Origin of the sequence: Halomonas terrestris (assembly GCF_049166755.1) — a bacterium.
In the GTDB taxonomy this organism is placed as follows: domain Bacteria; phylum Pseudomonadota; class Gammaproteobacteria; order Pseudomonadales; family Halomonadaceae; genus Halomonas.
In genome coordinates this window covers 1-26,235 of sequence record NZ_JBMHFZ010000009.1, presented here as the reverse complement: position 1 = coordinate 26,235, position 26,235 = coordinate 1, and the positions used below count along the sequence as shown (strand labels likewise).

The 26,235-nt window shown below is 66.0% G+C and carries 33 protein-coding genes; 31 read left to right on the top strand and 2 right to left on the bottom strand.

The window, feature by feature from the left end; genetic code table 11:
• Positions 1 to 65 precede the first annotated feature (65 nt).
• From ACOMD9_RS10515 to ACOMD9_RS10395, 25 genes are all read left to right on the top strand, one after another.
• Positions 66 to 302, top strand: a complete 237-nt coding sequence (locus ACOMD9_RS10515) for a hypothetical protein (RefSeq protein WP_421414521.1) — start codon at positions 66 to 68, stop codon at positions 300 to 302.
• Between the two features lies 1 nt (position 303).
• A complete protein-coding gene (locus ACOMD9_RS10510) occupies positions 304 to 579 on the top strand; it encodes a hypothetical protein (protein WP_421414520.1) in 276 nt (91 codons plus the stop codon).
• Between the two features lie 3 nt (positions 580 to 582).
• Positions 583 to 1,083 (top strand): hypothetical protein, encoded by a 501-nt coding sequence (locus tag ACOMD9_RS10505; protein ID WP_421414519.1) that lies wholly within the window; start codon positions 583 to 585, stop codon positions 1,081 to 1,083.
• Positions 1,080 to 1,454 carry a hypothetical protein gene (locus tag ACOMD9_RS10500; protein ID WP_421414517.1) on the top strand — a complete coding sequence of 125 codons (375 nt, stop codon included), beginning with the start codon at positions 1,080 to 1,082 and terminating at the stop codon, positions 1,452 to 1,454. The genes ACOMD9_RS10505 and ACOMD9_RS10500 overlap by 4 nt, the downstream gene beginning before the upstream one ends.
• An 11-nt stretch (positions 1,455 to 1,465) precedes the next feature.
• Entirely contained in the window at positions 1,466 to 1,699 is a 234-nt protein-coding gene (locus ACOMD9_RS10495; protein ID WP_421414515.1) for a hypothetical protein, read from the top strand.
• Positions 1,700 to 1,810: 111 nt separating this feature from the next.
• Complete coding sequence (locus ACOMD9_RS10490; protein WP_421414514.1) at positions 1,811 to 2,296, top strand: DUF262 domain-containing protein; 486 nt, start codon at positions 1,811 to 1,813, stop codon at positions 2,294 to 2,296.
• A 3-nt stretch (positions 2,297 to 2,299) separates the two neighbouring features.
• The gene (locus ACOMD9_RS10485; protein ID WP_421414513.1) at positions 2,300 to 2,491 is read left to right on the top strand and encodes a hypothetical protein; all 192 of its coding nucleotides are present in this window, start codon (positions 2,300 to 2,302) and stop codon (positions 2,489 to 2,491) included.
• A gap of 13 nt (positions 2,492 to 2,504) precedes the next feature.
• Positions 2,505 to 2,906, top strand: a complete 402-nt coding sequence (locus tag ACOMD9_RS10480; protein WP_421414510.1) for a hypothetical protein — start codon at positions 2,505 to 2,507, stop codon at positions 2,904 to 2,906.
• A 145-nt stretch (positions 2,907 to 3,051) separates the two neighbouring features.
• The gene (locus tag ACOMD9_RS10475; protein WP_421414509.1) at positions 3,052 to 4,182 is read left to right on the top strand and encodes a phosphoadenosine phosphosulfate reductase domain-containing protein; all 1,131 of its coding nucleotides are present in this window, start codon (positions 3,052 to 3,054) and stop codon (positions 4,180 to 4,182) included.
• 201 nt (positions 4,183 to 4,383) lie between these two features.
• Positions 4,384 to 4,593 carry a hypothetical protein gene (locus ACOMD9_RS10470; protein WP_421414508.1) on the top strand — a complete coding sequence of 70 codons (210 nt, stop codon included), beginning with the start codon at positions 4,384 to 4,386 and terminating at the stop codon, positions 4,591 to 4,593.
• A 144-nt stretch (positions 4,594 to 4,737) separates the two neighbouring features.
• Positions 4,738 to 5,103, top strand: coding sequence for a DUF4870 family protein (locus ACOMD9_RS10465; protein ID WP_421414507.1), 366 nt, complete (start codon positions 4,738 to 4,740; stop codon positions 5,101 to 5,103).
• 146 nt (positions 5,104 to 5,249) lie between these two features.
• Positions 5,250 to 6,308 (top strand): hypothetical protein, encoded by a 1,059-nt coding sequence (locus tag ACOMD9_RS10460; protein WP_421414505.1) that lies wholly within the window; start codon positions 5,250 to 5,252, stop codon positions 6,306 to 6,308.
• Between the two features lie 3 nt (positions 6,309 to 6,311).
• A complete protein-coding gene (locus ACOMD9_RS10455; protein ID WP_421414502.1) occupies positions 6,312 to 6,956 on the top strand; it encodes a hypothetical protein in 645 nt (214 codons plus the stop codon).
• Positions 6,953 to 7,792, top strand: coding sequence for a hypothetical protein (locus ACOMD9_RS10450; RefSeq protein ID WP_421414499.1), 840 nt, complete (start codon positions 6,953 to 6,955; stop codon positions 7,790 to 7,792). Before ACOMD9_RS10455 ends, ACOMD9_RS10450 begins: the two co-directional genes overlap by 4 nt.
• 2 nt (positions 7,793 to 7,794) lie before the next feature.
• On the top strand, positions 7,795 to 8,382 hold the full coding sequence (locus tag ACOMD9_RS10445) for a type I-E CRISPR-associated protein Cas6/Cse3/CasE (protein WP_421414498.1): 588 nt from the start codon (positions 7,795 to 7,797) through the stop codon (positions 8,380 to 8,382).
• Between the two features lie 267 nt (positions 8,383 to 8,649).
• On the top strand, positions 8,650 to 10,650 hold the full coding sequence (locus tag ACOMD9_RS10440) for a helicase C-terminal domain-containing protein (RefSeq protein WP_421414495.1): 2,001 nt from the start codon (positions 8,650 to 8,652) through the stop codon (positions 10,648 to 10,650).
• A gap of 1,516 nt (positions 10,651 to 12,166) precedes the next feature.
• Positions 12,167 to 14,401, top strand: a complete 2,235-nt coding sequence (locus ACOMD9_RS10435) for a S8 family serine peptidase (RefSeq protein ID WP_421414493.1) — start codon at positions 12,167 to 12,169, stop codon at positions 14,399 to 14,401.
• Positions 14,388 to 14,702, top strand: coding sequence for a hypothetical protein (locus tag ACOMD9_RS10430; protein WP_421414490.1), 315 nt, complete (start codon positions 14,388 to 14,390; stop codon positions 14,700 to 14,702). The genes ACOMD9_RS10435 and ACOMD9_RS10430 overlap by 14 nt, the downstream gene beginning before the upstream one ends.
• 151 nt (positions 14,703 to 14,853) lie before the next feature.
• Positions 14,854 to 15,423 carry a hypothetical protein gene (locus ACOMD9_RS10425; protein ID WP_421414487.1) on the top strand — a complete coding sequence of 190 codons (570 nt, stop codon included), beginning with the start codon at positions 14,854 to 14,856 and terminating at the stop codon, positions 15,421 to 15,423.
• A complete protein-coding gene (locus ACOMD9_RS10420; RefSeq protein ID WP_421414485.1) occupies positions 15,420 to 15,644 on the top strand; it encodes a hypothetical protein in 225 nt (74 codons plus the stop codon). Before ACOMD9_RS10425 ends, ACOMD9_RS10420 begins: the two co-directional genes overlap by 4 nt.
• A gap of 160 nt (positions 15,645 to 15,804) precedes the next feature.
• A complete protein-coding gene (locus tag ACOMD9_RS10415) occupies positions 15,805 to 16,470 on the top strand; it encodes a hypothetical protein (RefSeq protein WP_421414482.1) in 666 nt (221 codons plus the stop codon).
• 32 nt (positions 16,471 to 16,502) lie between these two features.
• Entirely contained in the window at positions 16,503 to 16,835 is a 333-nt protein-coding gene (locus tag ACOMD9_RS10410) for a hypothetical protein (protein ID WP_421414479.1), read from the top strand.
• Positions 16,832 to 18,130: a hypothetical protein gene (locus tag ACOMD9_RS10405; protein ID WP_421414478.1), complete on the top strand. Its 1,299-nt coding sequence runs from the start codon at positions 16,832 to 16,834 to the stop codon at positions 18,128 to 18,130. The genes ACOMD9_RS10410 and ACOMD9_RS10405 overlap by 4 nt, the downstream gene beginning before the upstream one ends.
• A gap of 78 nt (positions 18,131 to 18,208) precedes the next feature.
• Entirely contained in the window at positions 18,209 to 18,502 is a 294-nt protein-coding gene (locus ACOMD9_RS10400; protein ID WP_421414476.1) for a hypothetical protein, read from the top strand.
• Positions 18,503 to 18,572: 70 nt separating this feature from the next.
• Complete coding sequence (locus tag ACOMD9_RS10395; RefSeq protein ID WP_421414474.1) at positions 18,573 to 18,854, top strand: hypothetical protein; 282 nt, start codon at positions 18,573 to 18,575, stop codon at positions 18,852 to 18,854.
• 82 nt (positions 18,855 to 18,936) lie between these two features.
• On the opposite strand, the gene ACOMD9_RS10390 is transcribed toward ACOMD9_RS10395, so the two are convergent.
• Both ACOMD9_RS10390 and ACOMD9_RS10385 read right to left on the bottom strand, forming a co-directional pair.
• On the bottom strand, positions 18,937 to 19,581 hold the full coding sequence (locus tag ACOMD9_RS10390) for a hypothetical protein (RefSeq protein WP_421414472.1): 645 nt from the start codon (positions 19,579 to 19,581) through the stop codon (positions 18,937 to 18,939).
• A gap of 43 nt (positions 19,582 to 19,624) precedes the next feature.
• On the bottom strand, positions 19,625 to 20,275 hold the full coding sequence (locus tag ACOMD9_RS10385; RefSeq protein ID WP_421414469.1) for a hypothetical protein: 651 nt from the start codon (positions 20,273 to 20,275) through the stop codon (positions 19,625 to 19,627).
• 230 nt (positions 20,276 to 20,505) lie between these two features.
• On the opposite strand from ACOMD9_RS10385, the gene parS reads away from it, so the two are divergent.
• From parS to ACOMD9_RS10355, 6 genes are all read left to right on the top strand, one after another.
• A complete protein-coding gene (gene parS, locus ACOMD9_RS10380; RefSeq protein WP_421414467.1) occupies positions 20,506 to 20,976 on the top strand; it encodes a type II RES/Xre toxin-antitoxin system antitoxin in 471 nt (156 codons plus the stop codon).
• Positions 20,976 to 21,473 (top strand): RES family NAD+ phosphorylase, encoded by a 498-nt coding sequence (locus ACOMD9_RS10375; RefSeq protein ID WP_421414464.1) that lies wholly within the window; start codon positions 20,976 to 20,978, stop codon positions 21,471 to 21,473. Before parS ends, ACOMD9_RS10375 begins: the two co-directional genes overlap by 1 nt.
• Positions 21,474 to 21,799: 326 nt before the next feature.
• Positions 21,800 to 22,162, top strand: a complete 363-nt coding sequence (locus ACOMD9_RS10370) for a hypothetical protein (RefSeq protein WP_421414463.1) — start codon at positions 21,800 to 21,802, stop codon at positions 22,160 to 22,162.
• A 50-nt stretch (positions 22,163 to 22,212) separates the two neighbouring features.
• Positions 22,213 to 23,205, top strand: coding sequence for a M48 family metalloprotease (locus ACOMD9_RS10365; RefSeq protein WP_421414461.1), 993 nt, complete (start codon positions 22,213 to 22,215; stop codon positions 23,203 to 23,205).
• Positions 23,206 to 23,236: 31 nt separating this feature from the next.
• On the top strand, positions 23,237 to 23,680 hold the full coding sequence (locus tag ACOMD9_RS10360; protein ID WP_421414459.1) for a DUF411 domain-containing protein: 444 nt from the start codon (positions 23,237 to 23,239) through the stop codon (positions 23,678 to 23,680).
• A 293-nt stretch (positions 23,681 to 23,973) separates the two neighbouring features.
• Positions 23,974 to 26,235: DUF4165 domain-containing protein (locus tag ACOMD9_RS10355; RefSeq protein ID WP_421414457.1), on the top strand; the 2,262-nt coding region annotated here is incomplete at its 3' end.

The following is a 26,235-nucleotide window of genomic DNA, read 5'->3' as shown; positions in this document are numbered from 1 at the left end:
CCGGTGTTTTTGTGCAAGGGTATCCCTGACCGACGCACCCCATGCCCACAGCACGAGGAGACCCCATGGCCCTACCCGACGGCTGGAGCGAAGCCGCCCCCGGCGGCATGTTGATCAACCCGGACCCGACGACCGGCGGCATCATCGACCACGAGATCCTCAGCGGTCGCTGGTTCGTGGTCTTCAACGACGAGGGCCGGGCCACGATCAGCAACCTGCACACCCGTCAGGAAGCCATCGAGGCCATGGACGTCGCGCTGCGGCCGGCGCCGGCCGACACCCCCGACACCGGCAGGCAATGACATGTGGTACGCACAGCGCCAGCTGCTCGGCAGCGACGACACCACCACCGACTGGCAGCGCCTCCCCGGGGGCCCCTGGCCGCATCAGGAGCGTGCCAAGGCGGCATGCAAGGCCGACCTCGAGGCCCATCGCCACAATGGGCATCGCCTCGCCTACCGGATCGTCAGGGCGCATGCGCCGACACGGGTGGACGCCGAGAGCCATCCCCCGCACGGCTGGCGCATGCGCTGGCGCATCCCCGACACCCCTCAGACCCCACGCCCCAAGGAGGCATGACCCATGGCCACCGTGACCACTGCCGAGGGTGCCCAGGCCCTGCGCGTGCAGGCCTCTCGCACCATTCGCGACCACCTGCCCGAGTTCGCCGCCGAGCTGCTCGACTGGGACCAGACCGCGGTCCTGCGCAACGGCCGTGTCCGTGACACCGCCAACCTGATGCGCGAGGTCATTCCCGGGCCCCATGCTCTGTCGTTCGTTCGCAGCCTGGTGGAGGTCGAGGCGTACCGACAGGTCATCGCCGGCGTCGCCGATCGCCTGACCCCGGCGCAACACCGCTTCCTGGCGTCCATGGCCGATGACCCCGCCACCGGCACCCGCATCGAATGCGAACGCAGCGAGCTGCGCGTCGCCCGCAGCGCCGCGACCCAGGGCCTGCTGCGCGGCGTGCCGACGGACCTGGGCACCGAGCAGACCCACTTCGAGGTGATCATCACCCCGTTGGGCGAAGCCGTGATCCAGGCCATCGCCCCGCACGCTGCCGCCACGGGAGGTGCCTCATGAGCCGCTCACTGGATGGCCTGCTGGCCTCGCACCAGCTGGCGGAGCAGCGCCGCGCGGCCGGCAAGCCGGTCTGGGACCGGCGCCTCAGGCTCAAGGATCTGCTGGCGGTCTCGCCGGACGCCACCAGCGACGAACGCGCCGCCTGGGTGGCCAACCGCATCGCTGAGCGCCTCCGGCGCCAGCTGCCGGCCGCATGGCTCGAGACCGGCGAGGAGATGGACTTCGAGCTCCTGGAGGTGGTCGACGGCATGGCGGCCCTGACGCCGTCCAGCTACGACGACGATGAGGACTTCAGCGTCCTCGAGGACCTCAACAACATGTTGGGCCAGCTCTACGACTGGGCCGACCGGCGCCGGGTCTGGATCGGCTGAAGGGGAGACCGATGATCACCTTGAACAAGGCTCGCGATGCGGTGAAGCTGGACCATCCCCGGGCCTACGCGTCGAAGCACAACAACCCGCTCGGCCAGCACAGTCACTGGTGCGTCTGGACCCGGCTCGCCAACGGCCTGCGCCTGGCGACGGGGAATACCGAGCGCGAGGCGTGGAACAAGGCGCTGGCCACGGTAGAGAAGCAGGCCTCGGACAGCACAGGAGCTGAGCATGGCAACCCCTGAACGCCACCCTCGTGACCGTGAGCTCGACGCGATCATCCGGCCCATGACCGAGCCCGTCTATGAGGTGGACAGCTAACGAAAAGAGAATGGCGCAGAGAGACGTTCTGGCACATGGCGCCGAAGCAGCTCGATGACCTCGCCGAGGGCTACGGGGGCATCGACATGGTCCCTGACTATCAGCGTGGCCACGTCTGGACTACCCAGCAGCAGGAGCGCTACATCGAGGCGGCGATGCGCGGCACCCTGCCGAGCTCAGGCCGCCTGCTGCAGTTCAACTGCCCCAACTGGCACCTCGACGGTACCGCCACGGACCTTCCGAACGGCCTCCAGTGCCTGGATGGCCTGCAGCGCTACACCGCCGTGCAGCGCCTGCTGGCCGGCGAGCTGCGCCCGTTCGGGCTGCCCCTGGCGCGTTTCCGGGGCACCTCCTACGATCCCAAGCGCTTTCGCTTCCGCATCGCCGTGTTCCACTACACGTCCCGCGCCGCGGTCCTCCAGCACTACCTGGCGCTCAACGCCGGCGGCACGCCGCACAGCGATGACGAGCTGCGCCGGGTGAGGGGGCTGCTGATGGCCTGTCACGCCAGCGAGGAGTAGCCCATGGACAAGCGCGAGTTCAGCGAACAGATTGCCGCTGCGATCACGGAGCTGGGCGCCGAGGCCGCCGCCGGGTGCATGGCCCGGTCGCTGCTGTGTCTTGCCCACGGCGCCGGCAGCGACCTCGAGTTCACCTGTGACCAGGGGGTGGTGGCCATCGAGCGCCAGCAGATCCCTGAACACGACAAGCACTGACCAAGGAGTCCGCATGCTGCTTCACCTCCTGATCGGACAGCGTCACCAAGCCTATCCCGGGCAATACGGCATCGAGGACCTGGGCGCGATGACCGAGTACGACGCCGAGAGCAACCCGGAGTACCTTCGGGACAGAGAGGCCGAGATGCGCGGCAGCAGCGAGTTCGACCGCCTCGCCTGGATCAGCGCCGAGGTCGACGAGGATGCCGTGGAGGCCCGGCTGGCGCGTGACGATGCTCTGGCAAGCTACCGTGACGAGCCGGGTATCGATGTGGCCCAGCTGGACGCCGCCATCGCGGCCATGCAGGCGACGCGAGACGCGATCGACCGACGCCTCGGGGCATTGCCCAGGATGCCGGCACGCTGGAAGGCATCGTTCGAGTCACACTATCGTGCCGTGGTGGCCTCGAGCTGATTGCCGCGGCTCTGGCCACAACCCATCTCGCTTACCGATCACCTCGGCGTCACGTTCCGTCAGGACGCCGCATCCGGCATCCCCGTTGCGTCTTTCGCCGCCCATGAGACCTTGGACGTGTTCCCACCGCCAGCGGAAACACGCCATGACCAGCAAGCCCCGGCTCATCCCCAGCCACCAGATCGACGACCAGGTGGTGATCCCCGGTCTGCGCCAGCAGCTGGACATGCTGGGCGGTACCGAGCCCACCGCCAACGATGAGGCCAAGGGGCGTTACTTCGCGGCGGAGGAGATCGACCTGTCGAGCTACGAGGCCATCGTCGTCTGCATGAGCGGCGGGAAGGACTCGATCGCCTGCCTGCTGCACCTGATCGAGCAGGGCGTCGACATGCGCAAGGTCGAGCTCTGGCACCACGATGTCGACGGTCGCGAGGGCAGCACCCTCATGGACTGGACCTTCATGGCGGATTACAACCGGCAGCTGGCGCACGCCTTCGAGGTGCCGCTCTTTTTCAGTTGGCTCAAGCACGGTTTCGAAGGGGAAATGTTGAAGGAGAACGACTACAGTCATCCTCAGTGCGTCGAAACGCCCGATGGCCTGCTCACCCTGGAGCGTGATACCCGCCGCAGCAAGCCGGGCACCCGCCTGCGCTTCCCCCAGGTCAGCGCCAGCCTTTCGACCCGTTGGTGTTCAAGTTCGCTCAAGATCGATCTGGGTCGCCGGGCCCTGAACAACCAGTCGCGCTTCCTGGGCACCAGGACACTCTTCATCACCGGCGAGCGTCGGGAAGAGAGCGCCAACCGCGCCCGCTACTTTCAGCTGGAGCGACATGCCAGCGACACCCGCTTTGGCCGCAAGGCTCGCCATGTCGACGCGTGGCGGCCGGTGCTGGACTGGGACGAGAGCCGCGTGTGGGAAACCCTAGAGCGCCATGGTGTGCTGGCGCCGGTACCCTACCGCCTGGGCTGGTCACGCAGTTCATGTCAGTCGTGTGTGTTCAACAGCGATGCGATCTGGGCGACCATCGCCCACTACTTCCCCGAGAAGGCCCAGCGCATCGCCGACTACGAGCAGCAGTTCGGCACCACCATCAGCCGCGACAAGCTCACCGTGCTCGAGCGGGCCCGCCGGTCACGTCCCTTCGAGATCGAGGACCTCGCCGCCCTCGAACAGGCCACCCGGCCCGATTACACCCTCCCGGTGTTCGCCGCGCCCGGCACCCCCTGGGTACTGCCGGCGGGCGCCTTCCGCAGCGAGGGCTGCGGCGCCTCCTAGCCACCGGCGTTGCCCGGGTCATTGCCCGGGCCCTCTTCGCTTTATCCCGCCCTGTCATCCGCAGGGCGCTTTCTTTCGCGCAGCGTTTTTCTCCGTCGTGCCCCTCAAGAGCTTTTCCCGACTGAGGGTCGTAGAGAGGGGAGCCGTACGCTTGCCTCAGATTCCACCGCTGGCGCCAGCCCAGCCTACCCAGGAGCCCACATGTCGACCTGCCACATCCCCGCGCCCCGCGCCGACCGCATCATCAGCGACTACCGCAGCCTCTACGCCAAGGCCAATGGCCAGCCCCCGCGCCTCACGCGCCGCGGTGGCCGCGTCATCGTCAACGACGGCGTCGGTTACACCCTGGCCGCCCTGGTCACCATGACCAACAACCTGCGCTGGCGCCTGACCGGGGAGCTCAGCTGGTAGGAGCCCGATGCTTCATCGAAACAGTACGCCACACACTCGCGCAAAAGGTCCCTCAAGGGCACGTCCCGACCGGAGTCTCTTTGCGTCGCGCCCCTACCATGGGCCTCGCAGTCCCATCCAACCGAAGACCCAAGGAACCAGAAGATGACCACGGACAATACCACCGCCCCGACACCCGCTGCTGCCACCACCGATGGCATGTGCAAGGCCGTCTATCTCCTCTACCTCGCCGGTTTATTCACCGGCATCACCGCACTGATCGGTGTGGTGATCGCCTACCTCAACCGCAACGACGCCCCCGAGTGGCTGCGCTCCCACTACCAGTTCCAGATCCGCACCTTCTGGATGGGCCTGCTGTTCCTGGCGGTGGGTTCCCTGCTCTCCATGGTCATGATCGGCTTCCTGGTGCTGCTGTTCTGGGCGGTCTGGCTGGTGATCCGCGTCATCAAGGGCTGGAAGGCCCTGAGCCAGCAGCAGGCGCACCCGAACCCCACCGGCTGGATGTTCTGACGTAACCGCGACCTAGCCCCATTCCCCGCCGCCAGAGCACCCCCCTGGCGGCGGTCTTGTTTGCCCCCTTGCATCCTCAGCCAGATCGCTACACTGGCCCGGCGCTGGCACGATCCGGCGCGAGCCTTTCACCCAAGGAGACTTCCGTGACCGACACCTATGCCTACACCCTCCGCGGGCACCTCACTGCCCAGAGCCCGATCTCGGTCAGCTACATCGGCCTGGATGGCGCCTTGCCACGCACCCCGCATGACCAGGTGTTCCTGAACGGCGGCACCCTGCGCGGGCCGCTGCGCAAGAGCGCCCTGAACGTGGTGCTACGCGAGACCGCCAAGGACACCGGCATGCCGCTGTCGCAGATGTACATGCTGGGGCAGGGCGTGGATACCACCCGCGAGGTGAACACCGAGGACACCGGCAAGAGCCATGACCCCATGGCCGAGAAGCGGCTGCGTGAACTAAACCCGCTGCTCAACCTGATGGGCCGCTGGAAGCTCGCCGGCCGCCTCGAGGTCCAGCCGCTGCTGACCCCGGCAACCAACGTGGTCACCGCCGGGCAGGGGGTTCGCCACGACCAGTTCGAGCGCGACCCTGAGCTCGTCGAGTGGCTCGACGACGCCGAGCGCGACCGCCTGCTCCAGACGCTGGCCAGCAGCCGCGCCAGCATGGACGACATCAAGGTGGTCCGTGACCAGGTCAACGAGTTGAAGAAGGCCTACCGCAAGGCCGCTGACGATCCCGACGAGCGAAAGCGTATCAGCGAGCAGCTCAACGACCTGGATGCCCGCGAGAAAGCCATCAAAGAAGCACGTGAGGGCGGCACCGAGTCGATCAAGCACCCGCTGGCCGGCCATGAGTCGATCGCCCCGGGGAGCGAGCTGAGCTGCACCCTGCGCATCAACGGCGGCAACGCCGTGGACCTGGGGCTGCTCCTGCACAGCCTCGCCGACTTCTCGATCACTCCCCACCTTGGCGGTCACCGCGCCGGCGGATTCGGCGCCGTCTCCGGCCAGTGGACGGTGTACCGGCGTGCCAGCGGCGAGCTCAAGGCCGAACCCATCGGCGAGGTCACCCTCGACGACCTGGGCTTCCAGATGGAAGGCGAATCGCTCACCGAGGCCTGGGACGCGTTCGTCGCGGCGCTCCCCGACATGGATCTGTCCGTCTATCTGCTCAGCCAGGCCCGTCAACGCCAGGAGGCATGAGTCATGGCCACTGCGTTTCAACTCCGCCTGCGGCTGCACACCCCGGTGATCCTGCCGGTGGTCACCCCCCGGCTCGACACCCTGCTGGCCGAAGCCGTGCGGCATCAGCGACTGGACTGGACCGCGCCGGTCGACGACCTGCCGCTGACCTGGGATGACCAGCGCGGCGGCTACCGGGGCTCCCAGGCCGTCTTCGGCATCACCTCCCAGCACGGACTCGTCGGCCAGGTGGTCAAGCTCCCCTCGAGCGTGACACGCCTGCCGGCGCATGCCGCGACGCGTCGGAACAAGCCGATCAAGAACATCAAGCTCGATGGCTCGGGTACGGCGCCCAAGCTGACCACCCACCACGGCTACCTCAGCCCCTACCTGATGTTCTATGGCGAGGGTGACCCGGAACAGTGCCTCAAGCTGTTGAGCCTGATCCATCACGTCGGTAAGGAGCACGCCCGGGGCCAGGGCCACTTCACCATCGAGGCCGTGGAGCCTGACCCTGACGAAGGCTGGCGGATGCGACCGTGGCGATCCGCCGAGGACCACGCGTCAGACCGCTATAGCGCCGTTCCTGACACGCTGCGCATGGGACTCACCGGCGCCGACGAGCCGGTCTATCGACCCCCTCGGGTTCTCAAGGAGGTGCTGGCATGAGCCGCGGTTACGCACTGCTCCATCAGGCCACCAAGGGGTTCCGTGACCCCGCCATGATGGACACGTTTACACCCACGGCCGCGTCCTGCGCCTGCTGCCAGCGAGCCTGGGACGAGGTCGAGGACCCCGGGGTGGCCATGGAGTACCAATACAGCGCCGGCTACGCCTTCGAGTCCGTCTGCACGACCTGCTACACGCCCCGGCTTCCCGCCACCGCCATGCTGGGTGTCGAGAAGCTGGCGCGAGGCGGCAAGCCTGTCGGAGGGAAACTGGGGATGCTGGCCGGTTCCGGTGGCGTCATCACCCCGTCGGGTGAGCTGCATCTGGCATTGCCCCAGGGCTGGATCGACAAGTTCAAGGACGGTGAACTGGGCCGGCTGGGACGCCTGCATCGCTGTGGCGCCATAGCCCTGCTGCTGAAGCTGCACAGTGACGGAGCGCTGGCGAACAGCCATAAGGGCTTCGTGTTCATTGAGAACTGGGGCCGCAAGGCCGACACCTTGATGGGCCAGTGGCGAGCATCGTTCTCGTTGTCGGAGGTGTGGTGCCTCAGTGATCAGGGCGCCGAGCCCCTGGATCTCGCCGCCATGATCGATGTTGCTCGCCTCGTGCACGCCGAGGGGCTGGCGAAGAAGGCCGTGACCCCCGCCTTCTGGCGGCCCATCGTCCAGGCCGCCCAGGGACGGCGTCATGACGCGTCACTGCAGAAGTGGACGGAGGCGCTCGTCGATCCCATGACTCTGCTGGCCGCGCTGCCCGTTGATCCCCATAGCCGCATGCGTCTGACCCCGGTCATGCGCGAACTCATTCCACTGATCGAGGAGGGTGCCCTGTGATCGTGCACTACTACGAAGGCTCTGCCCTGGCCCATCCCGGTAATCCGCCGGGGAAAGAAGTGACCCTGGATGATCGGCACAAGACGGCCTGGCGGCTGTTTGCCGGAGAGGCTGACTACCCGGGCGGCCAGCGCAACTTCCTGTTCCGTGCCGAGCCCCTGGGGCCAAACCGGCACCTGTTCATGCTGCGGTCGCCCGAACCCTTCCCCGGGGGAGCCCCACGGGAGATCGAGCTCAAGGAGGGCGCCCGGCTCAACCTGGAGTGGGTAATGTCGCCCACCATCACGGCCAGTTGCGGCGTCCACGGACAGCGGGGCAAGCACATGCCCGCGCCTCGCGAGCGCTGGCCAGAGGTCGTGACCTCGCGTCTCGCCGCCGGCGGCCTCGCCCTTGCCGACCCGCAGGACCTGGACGTGCTCGAGTGGACCTCGGTACGCCACGTGCATCGCAAGAAGGGCCGCTTCACCGTCGCGCAGTTCCGTGCCGAGGTGACAGTGAGTGACCCGATCAAGGCTGCATCAGCGTGGCTCGACGGGATCGGCCGCAAGAAGGGCTACGGCATGGGCATGCTGTGCCGGGTGGTGGATTGAGCTTCCCCTCAGGGAGTGCCCGGCTTCCCAAGCGAGCGACGCTTTCCCCGCAGGCGCGGGGCTGAACGCGGCCTACGACGATGTCGTAGTAGTGCCCCGCAGAGCCGGGGGTGATCGAGGCCCGCGACACTGTCGCAGTAGTGCCCCGCAGCGGCGGGGGTGGGCGATACCAGCACTCGCCCTTGGTGAATCAGTCGCCGTGTTCCCCGCACGTCGGGGATGACCCGTGCTGGCGCGGTGTGACGACATGAATGGAAGGGAGCAGCAATGCATAACCCGGTGGCACACTATCTCAGGGAACGACTCCCCAAGCGGCCCGGTTTCACCGTCAATCCGGTCCAGATCGACTACGCCGAGGCGATCTGTGCCGGTTTGGCCAGGCCTGGGCAGTTTCACTTCAACGAGGCCAGCACGGGAATCGGCAAGAGCCTTGCCTACCTGCTGTGCCTGGCCGACTGGGTTGCCCGGGGACACCAACATGGGCGACGGGCGGTGATCTCGACCCATTCTCGCAGCCTGCAGCGCCAGCTACTGGCCGAGAACAACCAGGCCATCATCGCCGACTACCTTGCCTGGCAGGGACTGCCCGCCCTGACCATGGGATTGCGCATGGGCCGGCAGAACTATGTGTCGCCGACCCGTCTTGCGCATCGCCTGGGCGCCCCGGATCTCGAAACGGTGGTCGTCGACCTCGGGCGACCCAACGCCGAACGCGAGCTGGCGCAATGGGCCCTGGAGACGGAGGGCTGTCTGCTGGACTTGATGCCGGACGGTCTGACGCCACAGGACATTGCACTGACGGACCATGAACCTATCCCGGCCGCACTGTCCGAGCATTTCGATGCCATGCGCTCCTGTGATCTCCTGGTCGTCAACCACACGCTGCTGGCCATCGACCTGGTGACCCAGGGGCAGGTGACCGCCGCAGAAGAGCCGTATGCGCTGCTGCTGGATGAGGCCGAGCACTACCCGGAAGCCGCGGAGCAAGCGTTGTCTCCGCGCCTGTCGTTCCGCTCCACCTTGACGCTGCTACGCTCCATGGGCCTGAAGACGGCCACCCGGGCATGGCAGACCCTGTTCGATGATTTCCGCTCGCCTGCACGGGCAGGGGAGGTGGCCATCCCCGGCGCCGCTGAGCAGCAGGTGATGGTCGACGCGCTGTCGGGGTTGCTCCGGGCCCGTCCCTTGGCGGATCGATACGATGACGCGACGTGGCAAGAGTGGCGTCAGGTTCGCCAGGAGGCCGATGCGATCCTGCGCCATCTGCGTAATACGCAAGGTCCCCAGCGCGTCCTGTTGCAGCACTCCCCGGTCGAAGGGCTCCCTGGGCTGGTGGTGCCGGCGCCAGCTGCTGGTGCCAGCCTGAAGGCCAACGCCGACAAGCGCGTGACACTGCTCACCTCGGCCACGCTGTCGGATCTTCAGCACGGCCCTGGTGAGGCCCCGACCTTCGATTTCATGCGCGGGCGTCTGGTGATGGGCGCCAGCGATTCTCGCATGGGCCTGACGGAGGCCTTCGAGCCGCTGACCTTCGGTGATCTCACGTTCCAGTTCCCTGCCGACATGCCGGCACCGCTGTACCAGACCGACGCTGGGCACCATGAGCTGGCCCCCACGTTCGCCAAGCGAGCCATCCGGGAGATCCTCGCTTGTGGCAAGGGGCGCACCCTGGTGCTGTGCGGCAGCTACCACGATGTCGCGATCCTCAAGCGCCACTGGCCAGCGGAAGCCGCTACACGGCTGGTCACCCATGCGGCAGGAGAGCCCCTCAACCAGATTGCAGAGTCGTTGCCCCGGGGCGCGATCCTTGTCACCCCGGCTGGCTGGGAGGGACTGTCTCCCCAGCGCCAGGATGGCGAGAGCTTCTGGGCGACCGTGGTGATCCTGCGAAACCCCAGGCCGGCGCCCAGTGCTGTCGAGCATTTCACGCTGACCCAGAGCCTGATGGCCAAGGCAGGAAGACCCGACGAGGCATCGCGCATGGCGACCGTGATGCAGACGCGCAAGGATGGCACCAAGGCGGCCCACAAATTGCGGCAGGGCATCGGGCGGGCGATCCGCCATCCGGATGACTCGGCGACCATTGTCATCCTCGATCCACGCTTTCCCAGGCCTGATGGAGAGCGCCCGGGCGAAGGGATGCGCACCGCGACGGAGCTGCTCGGCGCCATTCCCCATCGCTTCATGGGGCGGTACCGTCAAGCGGGTAAGCAGGTGGAAGAGGGAAGCAAGAAGCCCAAGCGGGTAGCGGTCACCGACTTCATGTAGTGGTGGCCGGGGAAGAATCGCTTAACTGGCGGATATCATTGCGTTATTGAGGAAGGGAGTTCCCCGCGGACGCGGGGGTGTGCGGCCCAATTCATGCGCCCCAATCGGCGGGCGGTGGAGTTCCCCGCGGACGCGGGGGTGTGCGGGGCTCGGCGTAATTGATGTTGCTGCCCGAGCGGAGTTCCCCGCGGACGCGGGGGTGTACGGTCATGCAAGCACCACTTACACCCATCTGTCACGGGTTCCTCGCAGGCGCGGGGGTGCACGGTATGCCCAACGAAACGCCTCGGCAATCTCGGCGGGTTCCCCGCAGGCGCGGGGGTGCACGGTGTGTGGTAGTGCGGAAATTTGCTGATTGTTTGGGTTCCCCGCGGACGCGGGGGTGTACGGACCCAGTCCTACTTTCGAGGTGAGGTCGTCGAGAGTTCCCCGCGGACGCGGGGGTGTACGGCGCTGGATGCTGGGCTTCTCGCCCTGTCCCACGAGTTCCCCGCGGATGCGGGGGTGTACGGGCCGCATTACGCGATTATTACGGCCAGGGACAGAGTTCCCCGCGGACGCGGGGGTGAGCGGGTTGGCATTCCCGTGTTCATGTCGGGTGTGCACGAGTTCCCCGCGACAGCGGGTGTGTACGGGCGTGGTACTGCGGGGAAAAATGCTGATTGTTGTGTTCCCCGCCAGGGCGGGGGTAGACGGACACAGTGGGCGACGGATTAGGGGCACGCGGAGAGTTCCCCGCGGACGCGGGGGCGAGCGGAAAACTGTAGTTTGCCAGCATCGATCCATATAGGGTTCCCCGCAGACGGGGGTGGACGGTCACGACAGGCTTCCCAGGGGCCGACCGAGCCGGGTTCCTCGCGGACGCGGGGGTGTACGGTCTTCGCCGAGGCGATATCGCATCTCCTCAATGAGTTCCCTGCGGACGCGGGGGTGAACGGGGAGGCAGGAGCCCCGTAATGATGCAGGCGTCGGGTTCCCCGCGACAACGGGGGTGTGCGGTGGCTGGAGAGCGGCCGGATGCCGGCAATCCCGGGTTCCCTGCAGGCGCGGGGGTGTACGGGTGGATGTCATCTTCGCTATGTGACGACTGTCGGGTTCCCCGCAGGCGCGGGGGTGTACGGGGAGGCAGGCGTCGGGTTCCCCGCGACAGCGTGGGTGTGCGAAGCACCTGGACGAAGAAGTTCCTGCTGCTCTCATGCTTCCCGCAGAAGCGGGGGTGCGGCTGGGGTACTGTGACACTCGAAGCCATATCAAGTGTTCCCCGCGGACGCGGGGTGAACGGTGGCTGGAGAGCGGCCGGATGCCGGCAATCCTGGGTTCCTCGCACTAGCGGGGAAATTGTGGCTGATTCCTCCTGGGCTCCGGCTCTGGCGGTTTTCTTTGAATGAGCGCCCATGAAGGGGCTTTCACGCCCCTTGCATCATCTGAAATATCCGTAATCTGGGCATCGACACGACACCCACGGATACCAGGAGATGCCGGTGCTGTGCCGTCAGGCCATCGCCGCATACCGCCCATGACCAAGCCCCGTTACGCGACCCTGCTGGCGCTGTCAGCCATCGCCTTCCTGCTCACCGGCTGCCTCGGCGGTGGAGGTGGCTCTACGAAGTCCAGCGACCCTGACGGCGTCCACGAGCCCGCGCCAGCGCCGGAGAGCACCGCACCAAGCGACAATGCCCAAACGCCCAGCCCGGATGGCGCCGTGGTGGTCGGCGTCGCCGATAGCGGGTTTCACCTGACCCACGAGACGATCGAGCCCCACCTGCTCGGGGCAACCAACCTCATCGACAGCAGCACCGACGTCAGTGGCGACGAGGACCACGGGACCGCCATCGCCTCCCTGGTCGCCCAGGCGCCAAGTCACACCGGCCTGCTACTGGCCAAGGTGTCCGATGACGACAACGCCGGCCTCGCCGCCACCAACGTGCTCGATTACAGCGTGGGCTATCTGGCCACCGAGGGCGCCCGGGTCATCAACCACAGCTGGAGTGGACGTATCGATGCCCCGGACCCGGCAGCGTCGTACCGTGGGGTCAACGCCCTGACCTCGCTTGAGCAGATCATCACCAGCAACGACGGCCTGGGGAGCGTCTACGTCATCGCCGCCGGCAATGACGGCCAGCCCATGCAGTCGTCGAACCCGATCCACCAGCACGCGGAGATCTTCGAGCGCATGCTGATCGTCGGGGGCTCGACCCGGGACGCCAACGACGAGCTCATCCTCGACCCCCAGAGCAATCACCCCGGTGACGATGCCAACTGGCAGTCACGCTTCCTGACGGCGCCCTGGGATGCCGTGGCCGCGACTGCTGACGGCGACGACACCTACGCTTACTGGGGTGGGACGTCCATCTCGGCGCCACAGGTCGCCGAATACGCCGCCGCCATCATCGAGCGCTGGCCGCACCTGGATGCCGCCACGGTCACCCAGCACCTGCTGGACACCGCCGACCAGAGCTCGCCGCTGTTCCAGAGCAACACCTGTGGCGCCAGCGGGACCGCCAACTGCGGCACCTACTACCTGGGGCAGGGGGAAGCCGACATCCTCGAGGCCCTGGCACCGGCCGGCACCCTCGCCGTGCCCACCGGCAGCCAGGTCGATGGGCCCGCGGTGGAGGCGCACCAGAGCATGGCCGAACTGTCCGGCGCCTACGGCGACAGCCTCGCTACCAGTGGTGCCCTGGCCGGCGTAGCGGCCTTCGACGACCTGGGCCGGGATTACCTCGTTGACCTGTCGGGACAGAGCCAGCCCCGCCATGCCCGGGACCGGACCATGCGCGACCGCATGGCACGACTCTCGGCGGCATCGCCCGAGCAGCGCCAGCGGTTCGACGGCACCTTCAGGGCATTCCGCTTCAGTGCTACCCACAACGGCCATGGCGAGACCCTGGCCAGTCGCCTCGACGGACGCTTGGGCGCCAGCCAGTGGACCGCCTTTCACTTCGCTGGTGATGAGACGGACCCGCTGAGCGCCTATGGCCAATCGGGCATGATGCCGATGCTCTCGTACCAGGGCGGCTCCGCGCTGACCGAAGGGCTCGACGCCGTGAATGGCCTGCGCACGGAAGTCCCGCTGGGTGGCCAGCTGGCGCTTGTCGCCAAGCACTGGGCCGGCGACGGCCGCGACGAGACCTCGGCGCTCGACAGTCGCTACAAGGCCAGCCGCACCGATCTGGGGCTGCACATGGCGCTGACCGACGACATCGGCCTGACCAGCACCGTCGGCGTGCTCAACGAGTCCCAGGGGCTGCTGGGGGCCCAGGGCCACGGTGCCCTGTCCCTCGGAGAGCGCAACCGCATGACATTCGGCAGCGTGACCCTCGACGCCACCTTGGCTCCCCGGCTGCGCGCCTTCGTCCACTATGACCAGGGCCGTGGTGATGCCCACCCCAGTGGCCTGATCAAACGCATCGAGGGCATCCAGGCCGAGGAGTTCGGCATGGGGTTCCAGTGGACCAGCGATCGCCACCTCGCTGCGCTGGGCTACCGCCAGCCGATGCGCCTCGACAGCGCCACCGCGACGCTGTCGGTCCCGGTCGGACGCACCCTCGACGGCACGGTGCTCCGAGAGTCGCGTAGCGCCTCGCTGTCGCCTTCCGGGCGCCAGCAGGATATCGAGCTCGGCTACACCTACCTGCCCAGCGAACGCAGCGCCCTGCAGGTCAATCTCGTGCACACCCTTGAGCCCGGCCACGACCGTGATGCATCGCCCGATACCGCCGCCATGGTGAACTATCGTGTCCGCTTCTAAGCCACACCCGGCTCGCGGCGGCCTGACGCGGCTGGCGCCCTGGTGCCTCCTGATCGCGACCTTGCCGGCCGCGGCCAGCCCGCCCCCGGATAGCCACCCCGACGGAGCGCCCACCACCGTGCGCAACGCCGCCGGCGAGGTGCTGACTCGCTGGGAGCGGGTCGGGGTCACCCCAGAGGGCTGTGCCGCGTACCAGCAGGTGCCCGTGGCTGCCGGCATCGCCGTGACCCAGGTGCTCCACTACTGGACGGGGGATGGATTTCGCATGACACCCGCTGGCTGCCAGGCGCTGCCGCGATGAACCGCGCCTCGCCGTTGCGTCGTGACAGCGTGTGCTGGCGCCGGACACCATCGATACCGAGAAGCCCTTGCGTAATCCGCGGAATCGGTAAGCTGGACCCAAGGGCTTTCGCCCAACGACATGTCAGACCAGAGGACGCCCGAGACGCCCCATGAGTCACCAGCAGAAGAAACGCGCATCCCGGCTGCGTCGCGCCAGCCGGTTCTGCCAGCAGGCCTACTGCTGGCGCTATGTCGACCACGCCCAGGTCGAAGCCGGCGGCGAAGTCACCGAACGCGGCTACGGGGTACTCGCCATGGTTCCGCCGCACCAGGTCGACGCCATCTATGGCGATGCTCAGCGCCTGGCCATGCACTGGCAGGTGATCCTGATCGCCTATGCCCGCAACGCGGCAGGGGTGGAGTACCGGGAGTGGGGCTGGGTCCACAGTCGGAATGCCTTCCGGGCCGAAGGGGACCGCATCACCCCGCTGATCGAGGTGGCCAACCAGCAGGCGATGGCCGGCGTCGATGAAGGCGACGAGGTCTTCGCCCGGGGCGTCATCATGGCGCCCTGGACCGCCGGCGGCGGCGTCACGCCCGATCGCCTAGCGGCTCGCCTCAAGACGCGGCTGCGCCTCGAGGACCATGAGATTCAGGCCATTCGTTGCTGGGAGGCGCCGATCGGCAGTGACGTGCTCACCCTCGATCATCCCGACGCCGGGCAAGGGGCGAAACCATGAGGTCGCGTGACCCGAAACCCGTGCTGGGGGCCTACCGCGACGCATACATGGCCGCCATGGGGACCGAGCCCACCATCATCGAGGGTCGCGGTGGGTGGTACACCGTGGACCTGCCCGGCGGTGCCGGGGTCGGCCGACGGCGGCTCCACCAGCTGGAAGCCCTGACGGAGCAGCTGCACGAGGGGGAGGTGCAGGGCGTCCAGCCATGGCACCACCGCTGACGTCGTCACGACAGAACAGGAGGCCTTCGACAGCAAATCCTCGCATCCGCGGGTAGGTCAGCCGCCAGGCGGTCTATCTGCGCGAGGTGCCCGGCAGGACGCCGCGCCATGTAACAGCCTCGATCACCGAGGCCTGTGGATGTCAGAAAAGGAAACCGACATGCGCAAAGTCATGATGTTGCCGGCACTGGCGCTGGTACCGGTCCTGCTGATGGGCTGCTCGTCATCCCCGATCGACAAGGCGCTCAAACAAGAGGCCAAGATCCACGAGCGCCTTCAGGAGCGGGAGGCAGAGCTGGCCAAGCTGCGGATCAAGGCCGGCGAGGAGCAGCTCGACAGCCTGCCGGCGTGGGTGCTGAGCAAGCCGCGTCCCGACGGGAGCGGCATGTACGGGGTGGGGATCGGCGAGAGTCCGGATCTCACCAACGCGATTCGCAAGTCCAACCTCCAGGCCCGCTACGACGTCGCCAAGGAGGTGAACATGGAGCTGTCCGCCGAGGACACCATGGTCGGGTCCAGCGACTCGCAATACCGCTATATCATCAACAGCTTCGTTGACCAGGTGAACCTGGCCGGCGTCGACGACATCGCTCGCGAGATCCAGGCGGGGCCCCGGGGCTACCGGGCCTACACCCTGGTCAAGCTCCCCTACCGCGAGTTCAACCGGGCGCTGGATGCCTTCGGGCCGTCCAATGAGCTCGACGAGGCCTACGAGCGGTTGATGGACCGGGTGGCGGGCCAGCCGGCCTATGACCCGGAGAGCGACACCGGAGAGGAGACCACCGCCGCCCGCGTCACGCCGTCCCGTGACGCCACTGCGCTGTGAACCGGGCCCGGTTGCGACAGGTGGCCGGCGGGGTGGTGATCCTCGCTCTCGCCGCCTGTGGCAGCACCGCCAGCCGGCCCGAGGGGGATGCCCCTCTGGTGGATGGCTGGGATGCCCAGGGTCGCTACTGCGTGGCTGGCATGGGGCGCCAGGCCGAGTTCGCCGCACGCACCGGGGTGATGCTGGCGCGTGTGGCCCCACAAGATGTGCTGACCGGGGGCTGGGAGGACGCTGACACCCAGCGCTACCGCTATCGGATCGCCCAGCTGGAGGGTGGCCGTGGTATGCCCGAGGCGCTCCTGCACACGGCGGTCATTGATCGAGCGGGTGAGCGATACACCTGCGCCTGGGAGGAATCGCGATGATCCGTGTTGCCACGGAACAACGGCACATGGGGTGGGGAGGTCGACTCCTGCGCGGTGCTGCCATTGGGGCCTGTTGCCTACCTCTGGTGTTCGGCGCGGCGGCCCACGCCTTCGAGACGGTGCTCGAGGACCGCTACGTCCTGCACGATGATGACACCGTCAATCAGGCCAGGGAGCTGCTCCACACGCGGCTGCGCGAGGAGGGCGCTCGCCAGGCCGGCAGCTATGTGGCCCGGGAGACCACGCTCACCGAGGCCGGGGATCTCGCGGAGTCCGTCACGGTGCTGTCTGCCGCCATGATCGAGGCCGAGACCCTCGAGGAGACCCTGTCAGTGAACGAGGAGGGCCGGCCGGCGCTGACCCTACGGGTTCGGCTTGCCGTTGACGACAAGGTGCTCCAGGAGCGCATTGCGGCGCTACACAGCGACCACGAGCAGCAGCTGGCGCTCGAGCACCTCACTCGGCAGAACCAGCGCCTTCAGGACGAACTGCGGACCCTGATCGACGCCACCTACGATGCGGCGGAAGCCTCCCGGCGGGCGCGTCGGGCCGAGCACCTGCTGGCATCGATCTCGCGTCATCGCCGGGCCGTGTCCGAGCTGATCGACCCTGAGGCACTGGCCGACCAGGTCGACGCCTCGATGGAACGCCGAGCCTCCCTCCAGCAGGCCATCCTTGCCCAGGGCGCAGAACTGGCCATGGCCATGAATGAGCGGATGCAGGTCGCGGTTGACCGGGTCACCCATCGCGGGGACATGCTCCAGCTCGAGATCCTGGTTAGCGGTCTGGGGGACTATCGGCACGAGCTGGCGCTGATGGTGGGGCTGCCGTTCGACCAGCACGGGATGATCGATCGGTTCGACCTGGAGAGGATGTCACGGCAGGACGCCGAGCGATTCTTCGCCGGCTTCGAGACCCTGGCCAGCTTCCCGCTGTTCATCAAGGTCGAAGCCGCGCAGCGCGGTTCGCACGATCGTCGGTTCGCCGTGGCCAGTCAGCTGCTGCTTGGGACGACCTGGGTGCGCGACACCATGCAGGGCCCCGAAGTGGGCGCGGCGGCAGAGATACTGCCCGCTGAGGCAGCCCGCATCGCCCAGAGCAATACCCTGCCGCGCAACATGGCGCTGGCGGTGGTGTCCGAGCCGACCAGTGATGCTGTAGAGGTGCTAGGTTCCGGCGACTTGCGCTTCACCCTGCAGCTGGCAGCGGAGGGCGGGGTACCCGACAGGCTGGAGGCCAAGGTCCTGCACCTGCCCTGGGGGTTCTACCGGAACACCTTGGCGCATGCGTGGTAGGCGGCGCCTTGCATAACCTCGATAATCTGGATAATCGGCATGCTGCCGGCACCACAACGCCGGCCAAGGAGAAACGCCATGCAGTGCCCATGCGGCGGCGCGACCGACAGAGGCAAGGCCCGCAACGGCCCACTCAAGGCAGACCTCGAGTATCAGGTCTGTCAGGGCTGTGGCCGCGTCAGCGATGCCGAGCTCTACATCCAGGGACGCTGGGTCTCCAGCGACCTCCCCGGCGATGCGATCGCCAGGCGCTGGTTCAACGAGCTCACCGAGGAGAGCGCCGAGCAGCTCCTCTCCGTGGTGACGGCGCTGCAGGACGCGCTCGAGGACGACCCCGCCACCCGGGAGCCGGAGCAGGCAGAGCTGTTCTGAGCCGCATCACACAGCGGGTGCAAAAGGGGGTAGGCTAAGCCCTACACCACTTGCCGAAAGGAGACGTACCGTGCCAACCCCCGACTGGCGATACGAGAAAGCGGCAAGTACCGTCAAGGCCCTCTGCCGAGTCTTGCAAACCGACCTGGACGATGAACAGCGCTCGGCCTTGTCGATCGCCCTGCACGATGGGCTGAAGCTGGTCTGCGATGCCATCACCGAGGGCGACCCCTCCCGGGGCGACCTCTGGACACCAGGCTTGGTGAAACTGTTCATGGAGCAACCGGACCAGTGCAAGCGTTGGCTTGAGCTGCTCGATGAGCCCGAGTTCAAACCGGACTACTACAAGTGAGGTCTCTTCCGATCTCACGCTCCCTGTAGCTGGCGCCGGCCACACCTGGCAGCAGGCGCATCCCGTTCACGCCATATTGCGGCTAAGCCCCAGCCGGTAGCGTGTCGACCGACACGTCATCCAGTATCACTGAAGGGTCGTAGTCGATGCCAAACAGGCTCTCGATCTCCCGGCGCAGAGCCTCAGGTAACACACCCACCCCGTCCTCACGTGCAATGTCAGGCGATTCACCTCTAAATGCACTGGCGATCCTCTCCAGGGGGGAGGCGATACTCAGCGCTGCCATTGCAGACCACCACGCATTGAGTAGGTCACCTTCATCGTCGGCCTCTATCACCAACGGCAAGAGCATGGGTGGTGGCACCACGGCACGGTTGGACAATGAGTGCAGTCCGGCCCAAGCGTGACTGACATCGATCACCGTCCCTTTTTGCTTTTCCGCCTCCATCCGCAAGGCGTTGGCAAAGTCCAGACAACGGATACCCGTCGCATCCGCTCCATCGAAGGCTCCATGTCGCGCTCGAATCGTGAGCAGGTCGATCGTGTCGTTGGCAACCCTGACGTTGGTGCGAGGATAATTGACCGCGCCCTGGAGCACATCGCGCAGGTGCTGGAAATCCAGGCTGGCCTGATTCACCCAGGGCGCTACTATCTCACCCCTGTCCACGCGGCCGAAATCAATGGTGAGTAGCAGGTGCCATACGGCACGGAAGGGCTGGCGAGACATGAAGACTCCGGTGTTGGATCGGAAGGGCGTGCGTGGCATCAGCCTACAGCTTGGGCACCCACTCTGGATGCGGGTCATGGGCCACGCCGCAGTCCACTACTGCCTCCGCGATGTACTCGGCCCCCAGGATCTCCTCGAGCCGGGCGCGGAACGCTTCTGGCAGGTACCCCTGCTGATCTCCGCGCTCCTGGGACTTTCTGCCACTCAGCATTTCTTCAAGGGGATGGCCCGACATCATGCCCAGACGCATCTTCGCGGCAATCTGCACTGACACCATGTCTTCGAAGTCTTCCGCCTCGACCAGCATCGGCAGGACGATCGGAGGCGGTACCAAGCGACGCTCCGCGAGATGGTGCAATCCGTCCCAGACGGCTGCCACATCCACCACTGGGCCATTCTGCTGCCTGGAGGCCTCGAGGAGTCCGTTAGCGAAATCCCGGCAGCGCATGCTCTCGCTTACTCCTCCCGTGCCGGACATCTCGCGAAAGTGGACCGTCACCTGATCGATCGTGTCGTTGGGGACTCTGATGTCAACGAGGCCATTGGAGAAGGTGTCCATGTACAGCTGGCGCAGGGCCGTAAAGTCGACCTGGCGCTGATCCACCCAGGGCGGCTCTATCTCGCCTCGCTCGACACGGCTGAAATCGGGAGCAACCCAGAGGTGCCAGACTTCACTGAATGATTGACGGGGCATGGCGCCTCCAGCGTTGACGATGATCGGGACCCATCCTGATACCACACCCCACGACTGGCGGCCACGGCTGAGAGTCCGCATTTCCCCGCACTGGGGCAGGTCGAGGCGAAATCTCACCCTGCACACGTGCAAGTGCATGGCCAGCGATGGGGTGTGCAGCAGGAGGGTATCGACGCAACTGCCATCTGGCGCTATTCTGGTGTCAGATGGCACTGTAGGAGGGCCTCGCCATGACCGTCGCCGAAGATCGCACCGACCAGGAGACCAGCCTCCTGGAGCGCACCCTGAAGCGCTTGCTGGGCAATCAGGCCGCCAAGACGCGGAGCGCTTTCGAGGTCCACGAGATGATCGAGAAGGGCCTGCCGTCCAAGGAGGTCATCCACTTCATCGAGTCGGTCAACCTCTTCCATGACAAGCTGATCGTGTCCAAGGTGATCGGCATGTCCGAGCGCACCCTGTACCGTCGCGTCAATAAGCCCGAGCCCCTCAGCGCAGAGCAGAGCAGCCGCACCTGGCGGTTCGCCGAGATCCTGACCAAGGCGGAGGATGTGTTCGGTGATCCCGAGGAGGCGCAGCGCTGGATGACCACCCCGGCCATGGGGCTCGAGGGGCGCAAGCCGATCGACCTGATCACCACGCAGGTCGGCTATGAGTTGGTCGATGACTTCCTGACCCGTCTGGACTACGGGGTCTACACCTGATGGCGGGGGCCTCGACCAGCACCGAACTCTGTCTGTGGCGCCTCGAGCGCAAGCGTCACGTGGCGACCTGGGATAGCGGGATCGGCGCCGAGCTCGGTGGCGGTCGCTGGAATTCGAAGGGGAGAGCGGCGGTCTATGGCTCGCTCGACCCGTCCACCGCGATCCTGGAGGTGGCCGCGCACAAGGGCTTCAAGGCGCTGGACACGGTTCCCCACGTGCTCCTCTGCGCTCGCATTCTCGACCCGTCCCGAGTCTTCGAGGTGACGGCGGCCTCGCTGCCCAACCCCAACTGGCTTGTGCCCGGCTCCCCCGGTCAGGGCCAACAAGCCCACGGCGACAAGCTCCTCTCCCAGCACCCCTTCATCATCGTGCCTTCAACCGTGTCACGGTACAGTCGCAACATCGTGATGAACCCGGTCACCGCTGAGGGGCTCTTCGAGCTCGTCATCGAGGAGCCTTTCGCCCTCGATACGCGGCTCAATCCGCCCCAGAGTTAGCGCCACGACAGGGGCGGCCAGTGCGGCAACCCAGCCCTACTCCCTTCTAAACGCCCTTGAAGGGCACTGCACGACCTGAGACATGGTCAGGTTTTCGGGATACTGGGCCTTGGAAAGAGTGACCATCGCGCCATCTCCGGGTTCATGAAGCGTCTCGCAGGGTGCAGCAGCCAAACGTAAGGGAGCTGGTCCCGAGTCCGGTCCAGTGCTCGCACCGCTGATCCTCTCATCAGCTCCCTTTCCTTTGTCCCGTTGGTCCTCAGACGCTTGGCGGGGGCGCGATGGCCGACTCTGGCGCTCACACCTCCGACAGCAGGGGAGTCACCATGGCCATCGATGACCGAGACTATCTCCACGACGACCGAAAAGCGAAGATCCGGCGCGGCCAGATGGACGACATCTACTACCACCCGAAGCAATTCCGGGGCGATCGTGGGCACGTGCACGGCAGCGTGACGATGCCTCCGGCGCAAGGAGCCGCGCACAGGCCGGCAGGGCGTGGGCCGACCGATTATCGCCGGTACCAATCACCCCATACCCCCAACGGACAGCCTTCCAGGCTGCTGTGGTTCACGCTGGGAATCGTGTCCGGTTTCCTCGCCACCCTGGCGGTACTGGTCATGGAGCGCGACCTGATGAGAGCCCCCTACCTGTACATGCTCCACGTCCTACAGCCCTTCCTGTCCTGATGATTGCGCTCATCCGCTGGACGGGGGCCCTGTTGGGCATAGGCACCGCCATGGCCACCGTCGTCATGTTGCCGCTGTGGCTGTATCGCGAGGCATGGTCCTGGCTGTGGAGGTTCCTGGGCGGGGCCATTCCTGAGGTGCCGCTGCCTGATGATCTCGCCGGACTCGCCGCGTACCCACCGCTGTCCTGGGCGGGAACGACGATCCCGCTGCCACCAGAGAGCGGCTGGGTCCTGTCGACCTCGCTCTGGATCTTGGTGCCCTGCATGGCCTTGCTGGCGCTGGGACACATGGCGGTCACGATGAACGCACGCCTGCGCAGCGTGTGTGGCCAGACAGGGCAGCGGTTCGAGAAGGACCACCCCCACCAGGTGTTCGTCGACTCGCTGGCACGACGCTACAAGGTCGGCCGCATCGAGTTGCGCCGGCTCCCGGTGGGCGGGATCGTCGCCTTCATCCTCAGCAGCCCCTGGCGACGCCACTCCATCATGATCAGCGACGGCATCCTGTTTCAGCCCACCCCCGTGGTCCAGTGGGTGCTGGCGCATGAGGTGGCCCATGCACGCTATGGCGACACCCAGAGCCAGTCGGTCTGGCTGTTGGCACTGCGCAGCATCGTGTTGTTCGATCGGCTGCGTCACGCTGCCATGAACGCCACGCTCAGGCTGGTGCAGATTCTCCCGTTGCTGACCTTGCTAACCCGACCGCTCCTCTTCCTCTTCCGGTGTCTCAGCCTGATCGGCAGGGTAGGGCGCCGCGTCGGTTTCTGGATCTTCGTGCTCTTCGATCGCTGGGCATCACGGCGCATGGAGTACCGGGCCGACCGGTTCGCTGCTGAGCATGTCGGTACCGCGCCAGGCATCACCCTGTTCGCGCACCTGGTGGGCCAATTCGAGCCCACGTTCGATCTCTTCGCCACACATCCGCCAGCCGCCAAGCGGCGACGCGCCCTGGAGGTCTTGAGCGAGAGGGTGGCCGCTGCCGTGTCGTCGCACCCTTCAAGGGAACGTCAGGACAGGAGGACTGGTGCTGACACGACGTAAGCTCGTCGTCAGTTCCTACAGGAGATCCGTCATGCGTATTCTTCCCCGCGTCCTCACCACGGCTGGTGCCCTGATGATCCTCGGCACCGGTATCGCCCACGCTTCGATCCCCGACGAAGCCGTCATGTTCAAGAACCCCAACTGCGGTTGCTGTGCCGGTCATGCCGAGCATCTGCGGGCCAATGGCATCAAGGTCAAGGTCGTACCCACCGAGCAGATGGCCAAGATCAAGCAGAAAGCAGGAATCCCTGCCGGCGAAACCTCATGCCATACCCTCTCGATCGGAGGCTACGCGGTGGAGGGACATGTCCCCTTCAAGGCGATCGAGAAGCTCTTCAAGGAGAAGCCCAAGGTGAGCGGGCTCACTCTGGCGGGTATGCCGTCCGGCTCCCCGGGTATGCCGGGACCGAAGACCGAAGCCTTCAAGGTCAAGTCCTTCAAGGACGGTAAATCGAAGCTTTACGGCACCTTCTAGCCGTCCCCGGGCCTTGCCCAGGGGCTCACTCATCACGCCAAGGCCCGCTCATGCGGGCCTTGGCGCGTCAGGGCGCTGGGGGGGGCGATGTTTTCTCTCATTGCGCTCTTGAAGGGCACGTCAAGGCAGGTGGCTGGCGCCTGAGCGACGTAAAGTGCGCCATGAAAAGCTCCGTCTCGCGTAGACAGCAAGAGAACAACGGTCGTCGTCCAGGAGGAACATCCATGGCAAGCCGACACTTAATACGGTCACCCCTCAGGGCCCTGCTTACCGCCATGGCAGGGGCAACGGCAATGGCATCAGGCCAGGCCGTCGCAGACCTAGTCGAATACAGTTTCGCGACCCCCGCCGGGGAGCAACGCACCCTGTCGCATGGCGAGAGGTTCGCCAATCCGACAGGCGACATCGAATTTACCCTCCGGGCGGGTATTGATCGCCGAATCCGTGTTTCTCTCCTTCGCCAGGACGGCTCACAGATCGACAGTGCCACGAGTGGTTTGCTGGGGGCCGATGACCGGATTTCCGCCGGTGGCGACGACTTCTATGGGACTCGCCTGTCGCTCCCGGCGCCCGGTGAGGGGGAATACCTGATCCGCTCCGAGATCCTCTCTTCAACTGGCGAGGTCATTCAGTCGCGGGACTACCCCTTGATGGTCGATGTCACGGCCCCGACAGCGAACCAGACCATCTATATCTCGTCGGACTCCCGGGTGGTGCATGACGACGGGAACGGCAACCGCATAGCCGGCCCCGGTGCCGGCCCAGGCTCCTGGACCAACTTCGGCTCGTTCTACATCGAAGGCATCACGACCGCCGGCGCTCAACTCGATCGTGTCGATTTCATCGCCAGGGATGCTCAAGGAACGGAGCGCCTCATCGAAGGCATCAACATCAGTGCTGGCGCCGCCTCGGTAGATCTGGAGCAGGTGCAGAGCGTCATGGTGCACCCCGAGGCCATGTACGACGTCACGTTCCGCCTGGTCGACAGGGCGGGCAACTATCGGGAAATCACCGACCGAATTGGCTGGGACCAGTCCCCCGATCATGGCGGGAAGCCCGAACCAGTCGCGGTTTACTCGCCGAGCAGCTCCGGTAGCTGGAACAACATGGCAGGGTATGTCCCGTTCACCGACGGCATGGAGGTTCGAGAGAACCCCGTGCAGCTGGTGTTCCGCATCCCCCTGGCCAACTACGCAGACTACACCCCCTATGGCCTTCGTCCGCGCTCGCTCAACCGTGGTGTGCTGACGGACGATATTGCCGGTGACAAGAAGCTCTTCGAGGACAGCGAGTACGCCTACTACCTGTCAGGCAAGCATGAGCTCGTCCAGCATGGGGAAAACGAGCTGGAGTGGTGGTACGGCGACAATTTCGCCAACAATGGCTCCGTGATGGCAAACATCTCGCTCTCGACGTCCACTGCGCCGGCACCGGTGGTGGTGGATGCCGTGCATATCACCGAGACCGGCCACCGTGTGGAACTCGACCCGCTGGAACGCCTGAACCTCAACAACAGCACCGGCCGGCGCATCGCCAAGGTCGAGTTTGAGGTCGAACCCAGGCCCTATCGCCAGCGCCTCACCGTTGGGTACTCGACGAAGGATTTCTACATCGAGCCCGGCCAGAGCCGCGTCACCGTTACCATCGATCGCCCCTGGGGTGACGGGAAGGACCAAGGCCGCCTGCCGGGGAACGTGACGTACAGCTATCACGCCAGCAACAGCAACCTCGTCTCGCGGCGCCACGCGGCAAACATTTACTACGACTTCACCGATCCCGAGATCATCTCCCACGCGATCGACCCTGAGAGCCGCCAGCTGACGCTGCATGCCCGTGAACCCAGCAGCGACACGGGGAGCTTCTACAACTGGTTCTACCTCCAGGACGCCAACCTGGCGCTCCAGGGGGCGGATGGCGGCACGGTGGAGCTGGCGCCGATCCGCACCGACCGACCCACCGCCAACGATTTCTACTTCACCTTCGATCTCAAGGAGCTTGATGAGGGGCAGTACACCAATACCACCGCTACAGTGGTGGACCGCAACTGGAACGAGACCAGCAAGTCCCTGAACACTTCGTTCTATCGTGACACCACGGCGCCTTCCATCACCATCAACCGAGGTGACGACACCTCCATCACCTCCCTTGATGCGATCGAGATCCTGGTGTCCGACGACCGAGATAACGATCCTCAAGTGACCGCGGTGCGCCTGTCAGGCGGGCCAACAGATGAGAATATCTCGCTGTCGGCCAGGCAGGCAGGAGAGGGGCGTTTCCAGCTCGAATATCCGATCATGTTTCCTTCCCTTGAGGAGGGCGACTACCAGCTGATCGTGGAGGCCACCGATTGGCAGGCCAACACGTCGACCGAGATGCTGGAATTCACCTTTTCGCCGCGCCAAGTCGCCCTGCAGGGCGGTGTCGACGGCAAGCTGATGATCCCGGCGGTCCAGCACGAGTTCAAGCACCTCGACGGCCGGCGCATCATCGAGACCCAGCCACTGACTCTGGCCGACGGCAGCACCGTGGCCGGCACCTATGACGTGTTCGCCAGC